A 14,899-nucleotide genomic window follows, 5' to 3' on the forward strand; every position below is an offset into this window, starting at 1 on the left:
GCGCCTGTCGCTGTCGCCGCTTTCCCACTGCGCCGGCAACGACCCTGTTCGCGCAGCGAGGTGGCGCCTATAGTAGCAACTTCTCCCGGAGGGGAGAACGCCATAAGCGGCAAGCGAGACCACCAAACCATGAAACAACGCTGGCAAACGGCCACTTTTACCGACCTCGACAACCGCGAACTCTACGCGGCCCTGCGCCTGCGCCAGGCCGTATTCGCGGTGGAGCAGACCAGTATCTACCTCGACCTCGACGACCTCGACCAGGCGGCGATCCACATGCTGGTCTGGGACGGCGGCACCCTGCTCGCCTACCAGCGCTGCCTGCCCCCCGGACTGCAGGAAATCGAGAGCACCCTCGGGCGCATCGTGGTAGGACCGCAGGCCCGCGGTACCGGGCTGGGCAAACTGCTGGTGCGGCGCGGTATCGCCCACAACCTCGCCCTGTGGCCGCAGTCGAACATCCGCATCCACGCCCAGGCCCACCTGGAGGCGTTCTACGGCGGACTCGGCTTTGTCACCGAGGGTGAGGTCTACGACCTGGACGGGATTCCGCACCTGGAGATGGTGCTGCAATGTAATGCCGGTTGATGCCCGGCAGGGAATGGAACGTCGCAGTTACACTTCCAGCAGGAAGGTCACCGGGCCGTCGTTGGTCAGGGAGACCTGCATGTCGGCCCCGAAACGGCCGAAGGCACTGTTGGCATGTCGCGCCTGCAGTTCCTGGCAAATCCGGTCGTAAAGGGCTTCCGCCTCCGCCGGCGGCATCGCCGAGGAGAAGCTCGGCCGCAAGCCTTTGCGTGTATCAGCAGAGAGCGTGAACTGGGAGACCAGCAGGACGCCGCCGGCGCAGTCCGCCACCGAGCGGTTCATGCGGCCCTCGTCGTCGGCAAACACCCGGTAGGCGAGCAGCTTGTCGAGCAGGCGCCCGGCGAGGGCGAGGTCGTCGCCCTTGTCCAGCCCCAGCAGCACCAGCAGGCCCGGACCGATGGCGCCGACGGTTTCACCGCCCACCTCGACCCGCGCCGCGCTGACCCGCTGCAGCAGCGCCTTCATCTCAGCGGCTGGCGCGCTTGCGTTCGTGCTCCAGCAGCAGTTTCTTGCGCAGGCGGATGCTCTCCGGGGTCACCTCGACCAGTTCGTCGTCCTCGATGAACTCCAGCGCCTGCTCCAGGGTGTGGCGTACCGGCGGGGTCAGGGTCAGCGCCTCGTCGGTACCGGCGGCGCGGATGTTGGTCAGCTGCTTGGCCTTGGTCGGGTTGACCACCAGGTCGTTGGCGCGGGAGTGCAGGCCGACGATCTGGCCCTCGTAGACGTCCTCGCCGTGGCCGAGGAACAGGCGTCCGCGGTCCTGCAGGGTAAACAGGGCGTAGGCCAGGGTCTTGCCCTTGACCATGGAAACCAGCACGCCGTTGGTGCGCTTGCCCACGTCGCCCATTTTCACCGGGCCGTAGTGGTCGAAGATGCTGGTCATGATGCCGGAACCACTGGTCAGCGTCAGGAAGTGGGAGCGGAAGCCGATCATGCCGCGGGAGGGCACCACGAAGGTCAGGCGCACCCGGCCCTTGCCGTCCGGTTCCATATTGGTGAGGTCCGCCTTGCGCAGGCCGAGCTCTTCCATGATCGGCCCCTGGTGCTGGTCTTCTACGTCGATCACCACCTGCTCGTAGGGCTCCTGGATCTCGCCGTCGACTTCCTTCTGTACCACTTCCGGACGGGATACGCCCAGCTCGAAGCCCTCGCGGCGCATGTTCTCGATCAGCACCGACAGGTGCAGTTCGCCGCGGCCGGAGACCTTGAACTTGTCCGGGCTGTCGCCCTGTTCGACGCGCAGGGCCACGTTGTGGATCAGCTCCTGGTCCAGGCGCTCCTTGATGTTGCGGCTGGTGACGAACTTGCCTTCCTTGCCGGCGAAGGGCGAGTCGTTGACCTGGAAGGTCATGCTCACGGTGGGCTCGTCCACGGTCAGGGCGGGCAGGGCCTCGGGGTTTTCCGGGCTGCACAGGGTGTCGGAGATGTTCAGCTCGCCGACGCCGGTGATGCAGACGATGTCGCCGGCGCTGGCCAGCTCGACTTCGCTGCGCTCCAGACCGAGGTAGCCCATCACCTGCAGGACCTTGGCCTTGCGCGAGTTGCCCTCGCGGTCCAGGACCACCACCTGCTGGTTGGGCTTGAGGGTGCCGCGGGTGATGCGGCCGACGCCGATGACACCCACGTAGCTGGAGTAGTCCAGCGCGGAAATCTGCATCTGGAAGGGCCCCTCGGGGTCCACTTCCGGCGACTTGACCTTGTCCACGACCATCTGGAACAGGGGCGTCATGTCCTCGGCCAGGTCGGTGTCGTCCTCACCGGCGATGCCGTTCAGGGCGGAGGCGTAGATCACCGGGAAATCGAGCTGTTCCTCAGTCGCACCGAGGCTGTCGAAGAGGTCGAAGACCTGGTCCATCACCCAGTGCGGACGGGCGCCGGGGCGGTCGATCTTGTTGATCACCACGATCGGGTTGAGGCCCTGTTCGAAGGCCTTCTGGGTAACGAAACGGGTCTGCGGCATCGGGCCGTCCACCGCGTCCACCAGCAGCAGCACGGAGTCCACCATCGACAGTACGCGCTCCACCTCGCCGCCGAAGTCGGCGTGTCCGGGTGTATCCACGATATTGATGCGGTAGTCGCCCCACTTGATGGCGGTGTTCTTGGCCAGGATGGTAATCCCGCGCTCTCTTTCCTGGTCGTTGGAGTCCATGACGCGCTCGGCGCCCTCGGAGCGGCGATCCAGCGTACCCGACTGCTGCAGCAGGCAGTCCACAAGGGTGGTTTTGCCATGGTCGACGTGGGCGATGATGGCGATGTTGCGAAGATTCTCAATCACGGGGAAATCCGGGCCCGGCGGGGCAGCTGGTCAAAATGGCCGCGGATTATACACTAGCGATGGCGACATTCGCAGCCGCGGTCACGGCAGTATGTCACAAGCGGGAAACCCGCCCGGAGCGTTCGCTACCCGCCGGGCCGCGGCCCGTCAGGCCCGGGCACCGGAGTCGAGCTCGCGCCCCAGCCAGGCCCGGGCGAAGCGCGCATCCCGCTCCACCGTGCGGCTGGACAGGCCGTAGGCCTCGGCGATCTCCTGCGCGGTGAGGCCGGCGAAATACTGCAGCTCGATGATCTCCGCCTTGCGCGGGTCGTGGCGGGACAGGCGGGAGAGCGCGTCATCAAGTTCCAGCAAGCGCGAATCGTCCAGCGCGGCATCCACCAGCCCTTCGCGCAGGGTGACGTGCAGCGCGCCGCCGCCGCGCTTGTCGCGACGCGCGCCGCGGGCGTGGTCCACCAGCACCCGGCGCATCATGCGGCTGGCCAGGGCATAGAAATGGCGGCGATCACTGAATTCCACCTCGGCAACGTGCAAGCGCAGGAAGGCCTCGTTGACCAGGGCGGTGGGCTGCAGGGTATGGTCGGGGCGCTCGGCGCGCATGGAAATCGCGGCCAGCCGGCGCAACTCCGCGTAGATCACCTCACCGAGCTGATCCATGCTGTTGCTGTCCCCGTTTTTCCAATTATTCAGCAAGCGGGTGAACTGCTCACTCATCGCCGCGCGTCACCCCCGGCCAGGCTGCTTTTCAGGTTGTGGGGAGAAGTTATAACACACTGCTATCATGACGCCGACTATCTGCGGCCTGTACAAGGAAATTCGTCCCATCAGCAGTCACCCACCCAACTGGGACAGCGTCGAGGCACTGTTCAACCGGGCGCTGGAACTACCCGCAGCGCAGCGTCCGCAATTCCTGGAGGAAGCCTGCGCGGGCGATGCCGGCCTGCGCGAGGCAGTCGAAACACTGCTGGCCCACGACGGGACGGACGACATCGGGGCGGACATCGTCAGCGAGGCCGCCCGGCTTTTCGTCCACGCTCCGGCACTGGGCCAGGGCACCGTGATCGGCGCCTACCGTATCCTCGACACCCTCGGCCAGGGCGGCATGGGCGATGTCTACCTCGCGGAACGCTCGGACCAGGCGTTCAGCAAGCAGGTGGCGATCAAGCTGATCCGCACCCGGCTGTACGGTGGCGACGATGCCGCCGCCCGGTTTGCCGCCGAGCGGCAGATTCTCGCCACCCTGGAGCATCCCAATATCGCCCGCCTGCTGGATGGCGGCAGTACCGCAGACGGCACCCCCTACCTGGTCATGGAGTATATCCAGGGCCTGCCGATCGACGTGTTCTGCGAACGCCACAAGCTCGATTTGCGCCAGCGCCTGCAGCTGTTCCGCCGGGTCTGCGGCGCAGTGGACTACGCCCACCAGCACCTGGTGGTGCACCGGGACATCAAGCCCTCGAACATCCTGGTGAACGCCGCCGGCGAGCCGCGCCTGCTGGACTTCGGCATTGCCAAGATACTCGACCAGTCCCGCGTGGATGCGAGCCAGCCACAGACCGCGGTGGCCGAGCGGCTGCTGACGCCGCACTATTCCAGCCCGGAGCAATTGCGCGGCGAGGCGGTCAGCACCGCCAGCGACGTCTATGCCCTCGGCGTCGTGCTCTACGAATTGCTCACCGGACACCGCCCCTTCGAGCGGGAGGACATCCCCGACCACGCGGTCATTCGCGCGATCCTCGAGGACAGCCCGACCGCGCCCAGCCAGACACGCACGCGAACGCGCGGCGGGCCGGGAGCGGACAGGACCGGGCCGGAGCCCATGCCCGGGTACTGGCCCCGGCAACTGAAAGGCGACCTCGACAATATCTGCCTGATGGCCCTGCGCCGGGAACCGGACCGGCGCTACCCCAGCGCCGCCCTGCTCGGCCAGGATATCGACAACTACCTGGCACGGCGCCCGGTGCGCGCCCGGCCCGCCTCCTTCGGCTATGTCGCCTCCCGGTTTATCGCCCGCAACCGGGTCGCCAGTGCCGCCATGTGCCTGCTCGCGCTGTCCATCACGGTTTCCGGGGCGATACTGGTAAAGCAGGCGGAAAGCCTGCGCCAGCAGCGCGACCTGGCCCGGCAACAACTGCAGCGGGCCGGGGCCATTTCCGGCTTCCTCGAGGATATGTTCCAGGGCGTGGACCCGGAGCGGGCCCAGGGCCGGGAAATCAGCGTGCGGGAAATCCTCGACAGCGCCTCGGGCCAGCTCGACACCCCGGTGACCGACGCGCCGCGCCCCCCGGAGGTCACCGCCGCCCTGCAGCGGGTGATCGGCGCCTCCTATACCGCGCTGGCGCAACTGCCACAGGCCGAGGAGCACCTCGACGCCGCCATCCGCCTGCACCGCAGCGGAGAAGTGAACGATACGCGGGAACAGATACTCGCCATGCTGGCCCTGGCAGACCTCTACAGCCTGCAATTCCGCAACGCGGAGAAACTGGAGCTGTCGCGGGAAGCGCTGGCGCTGGCCCGCCGGCTCGAACCGCCGGACCCGGCGCTCATCCTCGACGCCCTCAACCGTTACGCCGGGGCCCTGCATATGACCGGCAAGCTGGAGGCGTCACTGGCGCAATTTGCCGAACTGTACCGGGAGACCGGGGCGCTTTACGGCCCGCAGCACCGCAACACCCTGACGGCACAGCTCAATATCGGGGTGCTCAACCACTGGCTGGAGCGCTATGACCAGGCCCAGGCCTACTACCAGGCCTGCTACGACACCGGCCAGGCGGCACTCGGGGAGCGCCATCCCGTGACCATGAGCTGCCTTTCCGCCCTCGGTTCCGTGCTGGAGACGCGCGGGCACTACGCCGAGGCCGAGCCCCTGATCCGCCGGCATATCCCCCAGGCGACCGCGGTTTACGGCGCAGACCATCCGGTGACCCTGCGCTCCCGGCACAACTACGCCGACACCCTGCGCGGCCTGGGCCGCCTGCAGGAAGCGGAAGCAGAGTTCCTCACCGTGCTGGCGAGGCGCCGCGAGGTACTGGGCCGGGAGCATATCGAGACCCTGCAGACCCAGGCCAAACTGGCGCGGCTCTACCGCCAGCAGGGGCGCTTCGACGAGGCGCTGGCCCTGCTGGAGGACAGCTACCGGCTGCAATCGGAGCAGCTGGGTCCGCTACACCCGACCGCGCAGGTCACCCGCAAGATCCTCGACGAGACCTACCGGGAGCTGGGGGAGCTAAAGTAGGACCAGGGTCAGGGACGGAGTGAGACCGGGGTCAGAGTCTTGACTCTGACCCCTTTTGTTTCGCCCCCTTTTATTACTTCCGAAGTGCCGTGGGTGCGTAAACCTTCACCTGCAAACGCCCCTCGGCGAGCAGGTGGCTGGCGTGCAGGCGGCTCATCACACCCTTGCCGCAGTAGAGCATGTAGGTTTTATTGGCGGGCAGGTCGGCCGCCACGCTGTGCAGTTTGTAAAAGGGGATCCTGAGGACTTCGCCGCGCACCTGCAGGGGGGCGTTCTCCTCTTCCTCGGGGTGGCGGATATCAATGATCACGCTCTCGGCCAGCGGCACCGTGAGCACCTCAACCTCGCTGCGCTCCAGGTCTTCCTCCGCCAGCCGGTCGATACGCACCTTGCGGCTGTTGGCGACAGCGCGGTCGAGTATCGCCATGTCGAAGCGCGCCTCCTCGGCCTGCACCCGCTCCAGCCGCGCCCGGGTGGTGGGATTGACCGAGATGATGCCGCAGTATTCCGGCATATTGGCGGCGAACTCGCCGGTGCCGATATTGTTGGCCATGGCGACGATGTCCTCCTTGTCCGAGGCGATCAGCGGACGCAGCACCAGGCGCTCGGACACCTCGTCGATTACCGACAGGTTGCGCAGGGTCTGGCTGCTGACCTGGGCGACCGCCTCGCCGGTGACCAGGGCGTCCACTTCCAGTTCTTCGGCAATGCGGTTACCCACGCGCAGCATCATGCGCTTGAGGATAACCCCCATCTGGCTGTCCTCCACCCGGGTCAGCAGCTCCGCCACCACCTCCTCGAAGGGCACGCTGATGAACAGTACCCGCTGCTTGCAGCCGTACTTGTGCCAGAGGTAGAGAGCCACCTCCTTCACCCCCAGTTCGTGGTCGCGGCCGCCGAGGTTGAAGAACAGGAAATGGGTGCGCATGCCCCGGCGCATGGTGAGGTAGCTGGCCACCGGCGAGTCGAAGCCGCCGGAGATCAGCGAGATCACCGGCTCGACGCTGCCCACCGGGTAGCCGCCGAGGCCCTTGTAGCGCTCGCCCACCACGAACAGGGTTTTCTTGCTGATCTCCAGCGCCACTTCGACGTCCGGGTTTTTCAGTTTCACGCCTGCCGCGCCGCTGCGGGCCAGCAGCGCGCCGCCCACCCCGCGCTCCACGTCCATGGAGGTGAAGTCGTGGTGGCCGTTGCGCTTGCAGCGCACCGCGAAGGTTTTGCCCTCCAGGCGGCTGGCGTAGACCGGCAGTACCGCGTCGGCGATGGCGTCCAGTTCGGGCAGGGGGTATTCCACCACTTCGAGGATAGCGTTGATGCCCGAGACACGCTGCATGGCCTCCACCAGCCGGGCACACAGCTCGCTGTCACCGGCCGTCAGTACTTCCAGCCGGTCCCAGCCGCGCTTGACCTGCACGGCGGGGTCGATTTCCGTGAGCACCGCTTTCAAGTTCTCGTGCAGGTGGGCTACAAAGCGCTTGCGCACCGGCTTGCTCTTGATGGTGATCTCGGGAAAGAACTTGACGATATATTTCATTGCGGGGGGGCTAGTGTCGAGTCCATGGGGCTGCGTATTATACGGAACTCGCGGCGCGAATCACGTCGCGCGACCGCCACCTCCAGGTTGCCAGCGAGCACGGCACAGCAACGTGTAATGGACGCCTGTAATGGTGCGATATGCCAGGCAGGACTGGAAACAACGATTATATATCGACGCCTTGCATATGCTTGCGTGAACCACCCCGTCGGCGGATCTCTTGCTATTCTTGAGTCTGCCGAACAGTTTCGGTCGGCCCCCGGCGCCGATCCGGAAGTCCTGTGCACGCAGGCCGGCATGCAGTCCCGTATTTAATCCCATGGAGGAACCAAGATGTCAGAGCAAACTCTGAACCTGATCACCGAAAATGAAGCGCGCTGGGTCGATCTGCGCTTCACCGACACCCGCGGCAAAGAGCAGCACGTTACCCTCCCCTCCAAGGAGATCGACGAGGAGTTCTTCGAAGAGGGCAAGATGTTCGACGGCTCCTCCATCGCCGGCTGGAAAGGCATCAATGAGTCCGACATGATCCTCATGCCCGACGACAGCACCTCCATCCTCGACCCGTTTACCGACGATACCACCGTGATCCTGCGCTGCACCGTGGTCGAACCCTCCACCATGCAGGGTTACGACCGCGACCCGCGCTCCGTCGCCACCCGCGCCGAGGAATACCTCAAATCCACCGGCATCGGCGACACCGCCTACTTCGGTCCGGAACCCGAGTTCTTCGTGTTCGACGACATCAAGTGGAAAGTCGACATGTCCGGCGCCAGCTACCAGATTCACTCCGAGGAAGCGGCCTGGGTATCCAACCACCAGTTCGAGGAAGGCAACATCGGTCACCGCCCCGGCGTCAAGGGCGGTTACTTCCCGGTGCCCCCGGTCGATTCGCTGCACGATATCCGCGCCGCCATGTGTACCGCGATGGAACAGATGGGCCTGGACGTGGAAGTACACCACCACGAAGTGGGCACCGCCGGCCAGTGTGAGATCGGCGTACGCTTCAACACCCTGGTGAAGAAAGGCGACGACGTCCAGATCACCAAGTACTGCGTCCACAACGTGGCCCACGCCTATGGCAAAACCGCCACCTTCATGCCCAAGCCGATCGTCGGCGACAACGGCTCCGGCATGCATGTGCACCAGTCGATATCCAAGGACGGCGTCAACGTGTTCGCGGGCGATAGCTACGCGGGCCTGTCCGAGGAAGCGCTCTACTACATCGGCGGCATCATCAAGCACGCCCGTGCTTTGAACGCCTTCACCAACGCGTCCACCAACTCCTACAAGCGCCTGGTACCCGGCTTCGAGGCCCCGGTGATGCTGGCCTACTCCGCCCGCAACCGCTCCGCCTCCATCCGCATCCCCTACGAGCCGAGCCCCCGGGGCAAGCGCATCGAGGTGCGCTTCCCCGACCCGTCCGCCAATCCCTACCTGGCCTTCGCGGCCATGCTGATGGCGGGTATCGACGGCATCCAGAACAAGATCCACCCCGGCGACGCGGCGGACAAGGACCTCTACGACCTGCCCAAGGAAGAGGCCCTGGCCATCCCGACCGTATGCTCCAGCCTGGAAATGGCGCTGGAAGCACTGGATGCGGACCGCGCCTTCCTCACCGCCGGCGGCGTGTTCTCCGACGACACCATCGACGCCTACATCGAGCTGAAGAAAGGCGAGATCGAGCGCCTGAACATGACCACCCACCCGGTCGAGTTCGACATGTACTACTCTGTCTGAGGCTTCGCCTTGAACCAAAAAAGCCCGCTCACCGAGCGGGCTTTTTTGTTGCGGCCGGAAATGTTGCTGCCGATGACCCGCCTGGGCGGCACCCTGGCAAGACACGCTGACCGGACGGCCAGATTAGCTAAAAAGGAAACGAGCTTTAACAAAATGATGGAGTTATCTCGGCTTTACTATTCCCGACGCGACAGGCTAAGGATTTCTCCTTAGTGGGAATTTCTGTGGGTACTGCACGTGACAGAGGCTATGCTTTAGTACACCACTGCATTTTTTGGAGATGCTGCATGCGTTTTCCGGTTTTTGCCCTCCTGCTCCCCCTGGCCCTGGCCGCACTGGAAACGCAGGCGCAATCCCAGGTCTACAAGACCACCGACAAGGACGGCAACGTCGTCTTCACCGACCAACCCCCGGCGGACGACTCCATCAGTGAAAAGGTGGACATCCCACCGGTCAATACGGCCCCTGCTACCGCGATCACCAGCAGGCCGCCACCCGCCGCCAGGACTGTGCAGGGGGAGGCAATCCTGCCCACGGTAAAGATCACCGCACCTGAAAACGAAACGACTATCCCCATGGGCGGTGGCGAGTTTGGCGTTTTTGCCTCGGTGTCCCCACCCCTGGATTCCGGCCAGAGCCTGCAACTGCGCATCGACGGCAAGCCCTGGGGAGACCCGCAGACCGGCGGCGCCTGGCAGCTCAGCAACGTCTTCCGCGGCGCGCACGACCTGACTGTCGAGCTAATCGACAGCGACGGGGAAGTGCTCTCCACCTCGCCGGGCGTGCGCGTTTATGTGATGCGCCCCTCGGTGCTGAACTAGGCTGGGGCACACCACGCGCGCTCAACGGCAGCCGCGCCCCTTACTGGACACCCGCCCCAAACTATTGCACCATAATAGTGCGACAGAGTGAGGGCGAGGGCCGCCCCCACCCCCCTGCCAGAAACAAAACTAGCAATATTGCCTGAAAACATCGCGATAGTTAGCACTAACATACCCCATCCGCACCAGTTTCAGGCAAATTTTCAATTATCGGGGAACCTGCCTCTTTTTGGCTCTATTTTTGCTTTCCCGATGACGAATGAGCGCAGTTAACCTACAAACCGAGCACGTGGCAGGCACCATGCCGAAGCACAGGGACATTCTCGACAACCTCAGCACGGCCGTGGTCACCCTCGACGCCGACATGCAGGTCCTGTCGATGAACAACTCTGGTGAAGTACTCCTGGAGACCTCCGAAGCCCGTTGTGTCGGGCACGGCCTCGATCGCCTGGTGGCCCACCCCGAAACCCTGGCCACGGTGCTGGAACAGGTCATCCGGACCCGCAGCCCCCTGGCGCGACGCAGCATGCCCCTGATCCTGCACAGCGGACGTGAAATCCACGCCGACCTGATGCTGACACCCGTCTCCGAGGATGCAGGCAGCTTCCTGCTGCTGGAAATCCAGCCTGTGGACCGCCTACTGCGCATCAGCCGCGAGGAAAACATCCACCACGCCCAGGAAACCACCCGCGAGATGCTCCGCGGCCTCGCCCACGAGATCAAGAACCCCCTCGGGGGTGTGCGCGGCGCCGCCCAACTGCTGGCCCGGGAACTGCCCGACGAGGATCTCGCCGAGTACACCACTATTATCATTCGCGAGGCCGATCGCCTGCGCGACCTGGTCGACAGGCTGCTCGGCCCCAACCAGCAGCTGGACCAGCGCAAGCTGAACATCCACGAGGTGCTCGAGCATGTGCGCAACCTGCTGCTGGCGGAGACCGACAACCGCATTACCCTGGTCCGCGATTACGACCCGAGCCTGCCCGAACTGGTTGGCGATCGCAGCCAGCTCATCCAGGCAGTACTGAACATCGTGCGCAACGCGCTGCAGGCAGCCGAGAACGTCGACGACTGTGTGATTACCCTGCGCAGCCGCCCCCAGCGCCAGCTCACCATCGGCCGTACCCGCCACCGCGTGGTCTGCCGGCTGGACATCGAGGACAACGGCCCGGGGATTCCCGAGGACCTGCTGCCAAGCATTTTCATGCCCATGGTCACCGGAAGGGCCGAGGGCACGGGACTGGGCCTGACTATCGCCCAGTCCATCATCACCCGCCACGGCGGAATGCTGGGTTGCACCAGCGAACCGGGAATGACCCGCTTCACCATCTATTTGCCAATGGAAACTTCGCATCATGCATAGACAGGCCAAAGTCTGGGTCGTCGACGACGACAGCTCCATTCGCTGGGTGCTGGAACGCGCCCTGAACCAGGCCGGAATAGACAACGAAAGCTTTGCCGACGGCGACCAGTTGATGGCGCGCCTGGGCAGCGAACAGCCCGACGTGATCATCAGCGATATCCGCATGCCCGGCATCGATGGCCTGGCGCTGCTTGCCCATCTCCACGAGAACTTTCCCTACCTGCCAGTCATCATTACCACCGCGCACTCCGACCTCGACAGCGCCGTCGCCTCCTACCAGCGCGGCGCCTTCGAGTACCTGCCCAAGCCCTTCGACCTCGACGAGGTGGTGGCGATCACCGAGCGCGCACTGGCCCACGCACTGGAACGCAGCAGCGAACCGCGGCAAATGGAAGAGCTGCCCCACACCGAGATCATCGGTGAAGCGCCGGCGATGCAGGAGGTGTTCCGCGCCATCGGACGCCTGTCCCACAGCAATATCACCGTACTGATCAACGGTGAATCCGGTACCGGCAAGGAACTGGTGGCCCGCGCCCTGCACCGCCACAGCCCGCGCTCCAACAGCCCGTTTATCGCCCTCAACATGGCGGCGATTCCCCGCGACCTGATGGAATCCGAACTGTTCGGCCACGAAAAGGGCGCCTTCACCGGCGCCAACGCCCGCCGCGAGGGGCGCTTCGAGCAGGCCAACGGCGGCACCCTGTTCCTCGACGAAATCGGCGACATGCCCCCGGAAACCCAGACCCGCCTGCTGCGCGTACTGGCGGACGGCGAGTTCTACCGCGTCGGCGGCCACACGCCCCTCAAAGTGGACGTGCGCATCATCGCCGCCACCCACCAGGACCTGGAGGAACTGGTGCGCCGCGGCGACTTCCGCGAGGACCTGTTCCACCGCCTCAACGTCATCCGCATCCACATCCCCAAGCTCTCGGAGCGCCGCGAGGACATCCCGCGCCTGATGCAGCATTTCTTCAAGCGCGCTGCCGAGGAACTGGGCGGCGAACCGAAGATGTTGCTGCCGGAGACCGAAGAGTACCTCGCCAGCCTGGAGTGGCCGGGCAACGTGCGCCAGCTGGAAAATACCTGCCGCTGGATCACGGTTATGGCCTCGGGCCGCGACGTGCACCTCTCGGACCTGCCGCCGGAACTCTCCAGCGAGGAATCCCGCCCCAGCAGCGAGGGCGGCGGCGAAACCGACTGGCGCGAACAGTTGCAGCGCTGGGCGCGCAATGAACTGGTCCAGGGCAAGCACCACATCCTGCAGCAGGCGATCCCGGACTTCGAGCGGGTCATGATCGAGGTGGCCCTGCAGCACTCCCACGGGCGCAAGCGCGACGCGGCGGAACTGCTGGGCTGGGGGCGCAATACCCTGACACGGAAGATGAAAGACCTGGAGATGTGAGTCCTCGGGTTTGTATGAGCCCCGAGGTTTTCTGATTCCTCGCATGAGACTGCGCTTCTACTGAATTTTTGCCGCGGTACGTCAAGTCCGCGGCTTTTTCTTATAGTGCTTCGGGTCCACGAGGCTCGGATTGGGTGCTTCGGGTCTACGAGGCTCGGATTGGGTGCTTCGGGTCTACGAGGCTCGGATTGGGTGCTTCGGGTCCACGGCCTGCCCGCAGGGTATGGCCTCCCGAAAAACGCAAAAGCGCCATCCCTGGCAGCTCGGCCTCGGCCATCCATGGCCTCGGACGTTTTCGGGAGGCCATACCCTGCGGACAGTCCTCTACGCTGCCATATTTTCACTCCGGCACTCCGGCACTCCGGTACTCCGGTACTCCGGTACTTCGGTACTTCGGACACGATTACAACCGAAGTTTTGCCCCGCATCAGGATTGGAAACGCGCTCCGCAGGTAGAGTGTGAGCCGGAATGTTCCCGCTGGAACCGTGTGGCGACAGGACGTCGCCACCCGAGCCTGCACATGGATGTGCGCTTTTTGGCGTGTTCCAGCGGGAACATTCCGGATCGCGCTCGGGAAGCTATCCCCACAACCGTTATCACCGAACCCGACAATGAAAACCAGCCCCGGAACTTCCCGTCCCGGCAGCCTATGGCTAAAATCCCGCGATGCTCCACATCGTCCTCTACCAGCCGGAAATCCCACCGAATACCGGCAACATCATGCGCCTGTGCGCCAACACCGGCTGTGCGCTGCACCTGATCGAACCACTGGGTTTTGACCTGGAAGAAAAGAAACTGCGCCGCGCGGGGCTGGACTACCGGGACTTCGCGGAGGTGCGGCGCTACCCGGACCTGTCCGCGTTCGAGGCAGCGAATCCCGGTGCACGGCTGCTGGGGCTGACCACCAAAGCCAGCAAAGGGCATCACGAGATTGCCTACCAGGACGGGGACGCCCTGCTGTTCGGCCCCGAAACCCGCGGGCTACCGGCGGATATCAGGGAGAAACTGGGGCCCGGCCACTGCCTGCGGATTCCCATGCGCGAGGACAGTCGCAGTCTCAACCTGAGTAATGCGGTAGCGGTGGTTACCTACGAGGCGCTGCGGCAGCTGGGTTTTCCGGGGCTGGGCTGACAGCGGAAACAAAAACGGGGGCCGCAGCCCCCGTTTTCGCTGGTAAGCGCAATCAGTTGACCGCGGCTTCACCTTCGCCAGCCTGGCGGCTGGCGGCCTGCTCCAGCGCGCGCTGGTAGAGGGCGTCGAAGTTGACCGGTGCCAGCATCATGGGAGGGAAGCCGCCCTTGACGCACAGGTTGTCGATGGTTTCGCGCGCGTAGGGGAACAGTACGTTCGGCGCGGCGGTGCCGAGGATGCGGCGCAGGTCCTCGCCGTCAAAGCCGGCGATCAGGAAGATACCGGCCTGCTTCACTTCCACCAGGAAGGCGGTGTCGTCTTCCACTTTCGCAGTGATGGTGATGGTCAGGACCACCTCGAAGTTGTTCTGGTCGTCGATCTTGTTGCTGGAGGTGTTGAGGTCCAGGTTGATCTTGGGCTGCCACTGCTTGCGGAAGACGGCGGGGGTAGCCGGTGACTCGAAGGAAATATCCTTGGTGTAGATGCGCTGCATCGCGAATTGCTGTTGAACTTGTTCCTCGGCCATGGTGCCGTCCTCCATTTCGGAATTGCTGTGTGCCCTAGGGCACCTGTTGTAGTAACTGGTCCAGTTTGCCCGACCGTTCCAGCCGGGCGAGGTCGTCGTAGCCGCCCACGTGAACGTTGCCGACCCAGATTTGCGGCACTGTGTGGCGACCGCTCTTTTGCATCATTTCCCGCCGCAACGCGGGCTGGGCATCCACACGGATGTCGGTGTACTCGACGTTCTTGCCTTCCAGCAGCATCCGCGCGCGGACGCAATAGGGGCAAAAACGGGTGGTGTACATGGTTAC

At 64.5% G+C, this 14,899-nt stretch carries 13 protein-coding genes; 7 read left to right on the forward strand and 6 right to left on the reverse strand.

Annotated elements, in window-relative coordinates:
* Positions 1-129 precede the first annotated feature (129 nt).
* Positions 130-588 carry a GNAT family N-acetyltransferase gene (locus ACNKU3_RS13515; protein ID WP_418260022.1) on the forward strand — a complete coding sequence of 153 codons (459 nt, stop codon included), beginning with the start codon at positions 130-132 and terminating at the stop codon, positions 586-588.
* 27 nt (positions 589-615) lie between these two features.
* Here ACNKU3_RS13515 and dtd read toward each other — a convergent pair whose 3' ends face one another.
* The 3 genes from dtd to ACNKU3_RS13530 all read right to left on the reverse strand — a co-directional run bounded on the left by dtd (position 616) and on the right by ACNKU3_RS13530 (position 3,574).
* Positions 616-1,053 (reverse strand): D-aminoacyl-tRNA deacylase, encoded by a 438-nt coding sequence (dtd, locus tag ACNKU3_RS13520; RefSeq protein WP_418260023.1) that lies wholly within the window; start codon positions 1,051-1,053, stop codon positions 616-618.
* 1 nt (position 1,054) lies between these two features.
* Complete coding sequence (typA, locus tag ACNKU3_RS13525) at positions 1,055-2,863, reverse strand: translational GTPase TypA (protein ID WP_418260024.1); 1,809 nt, start codon at positions 2,861-2,863, stop codon at positions 1,055-1,057.
* Between the two features lie 147 nt (positions 2,864-3,010).
* On the reverse strand, positions 3,011-3,574 hold the full coding sequence (locus tag ACNKU3_RS13530; protein ID WP_418260025.1) for a sigma-70 family RNA polymerase sigma factor: 564 nt from the start codon (positions 3,572-3,574) through the stop codon (positions 3,011-3,013).
* A gap of 67 nt (positions 3,575-3,641) precedes the next feature.
* On the opposite strand from ACNKU3_RS13530, the gene ACNKU3_RS13535 reads away from it, so the two are divergent.
* Positions 3,642-6,095, forward strand: a complete 2,454-nt coding sequence (locus ACNKU3_RS13535) for a protein kinase domain-containing protein (protein ID WP_418260026.1) — start codon at positions 3,642-3,644, stop codon at positions 6,093-6,095.
* Between the two features lie 73 nt (positions 6,096-6,168).
* Here the strand turns inward: ACNKU3_RS13535 and thiI are convergent, their stop codons facing one another.
* The gene (thiI, locus tag ACNKU3_RS13540) at positions 6,169-7,629 is read right to left on the reverse strand and encodes a tRNA uracil 4-sulfurtransferase ThiI (protein ID WP_418260027.1); all 1,461 of its coding nucleotides are present in this window, start codon (positions 7,627-7,629) and stop codon (positions 6,169-6,171) included.
* A gap of 333 nt (positions 7,630-7,962) precedes the next feature.
* Between thiI and glnA the strand changes: the two genes are divergently transcribed.
* The 5 genes from glnA (at position 7,963) to ACNKU3_RS13565 (ending at position 14,087) form a co-directional block, all read left to right on the forward strand.
* Positions 7,963-9,369: a glutamate--ammonia ligase gene (glnA, locus tag ACNKU3_RS13545; RefSeq protein ID WP_418260028.1), complete on the forward strand. Its 1,407-nt coding sequence runs from the start codon at positions 7,963-7,965 to the stop codon at positions 9,367-9,369.
* A 287-nt stretch (positions 9,370-9,656) separates the two neighbouring features.
* A complete protein-coding gene (locus ACNKU3_RS13550; RefSeq protein ID WP_418260029.1) occupies positions 9,657-10,190 on the forward strand; it encodes a DUF4124 domain-containing protein in 534 nt (177 codons plus the stop codon).
* 301 nt (positions 10,191-10,491) lie between these two features.
* Positions 10,492-11,553, forward strand: coding sequence for a nitrogen regulation protein NR(II) (gene glnL, locus ACNKU3_RS13555; RefSeq protein WP_418260031.1), 1,062 nt, complete (start codon positions 10,492-10,494; stop codon positions 11,551-11,553).
* The gene (gene ntrC, locus ACNKU3_RS13560; RefSeq protein WP_418260032.1) at positions 11,546-12,955 is read left to right on the forward strand and encodes a nitrogen regulation protein NR(I); all 1,410 of its coding nucleotides are present in this window, start codon (positions 11,546-11,548) and stop codon (positions 12,953-12,955) included. The genes glnL and ntrC overlap by 8 nt, the downstream gene beginning before the upstream one ends.
* Positions 12,956-13,622: 667 nt before the next feature.
* A complete protein-coding gene (locus tag ACNKU3_RS13565; protein ID WP_418260033.1) occupies positions 13,623-14,087 on the forward strand; it encodes a tRNA (cytidine(34)-2'-O)-methyltransferase in 465 nt (154 codons plus the stop codon).
* Between the two features lie 52 nt (positions 14,088-14,139).
* Here ACNKU3_RS13565 and secB read toward each other — a convergent pair whose 3' ends face one another.
* Both secB and grxC read right to left on the reverse strand, forming a co-directional pair.
* Positions 14,140-14,613 carry a protein-export chaperone SecB gene (gene secB, locus ACNKU3_RS13570; RefSeq protein WP_418260034.1) on the reverse strand — a complete coding sequence of 158 codons (474 nt, stop codon included), beginning with the start codon at positions 14,611-14,613 and terminating at the stop codon, positions 14,140-14,142.
* A 34-nt stretch (positions 14,614-14,647) separates the two neighbouring features.
* Complete coding sequence (gene grxC / locus ACNKU3_RS13575) at positions 14,648-14,893, reverse strand: glutaredoxin 3 (protein WP_418260540.1); 246 nt, start codon at positions 14,891-14,893, stop codon at positions 14,648-14,650.
* Positions 14,894-14,899: the final 6 nt, after the last annotated feature.

The organism is Haliea sp. E17, assembly GCF_048323675.1.
Taxonomy (GTDB): domain Bacteria; phylum Pseudomonadota; class Gammaproteobacteria; order Pseudomonadales; family Halieaceae; genus Mangrovimicrobium.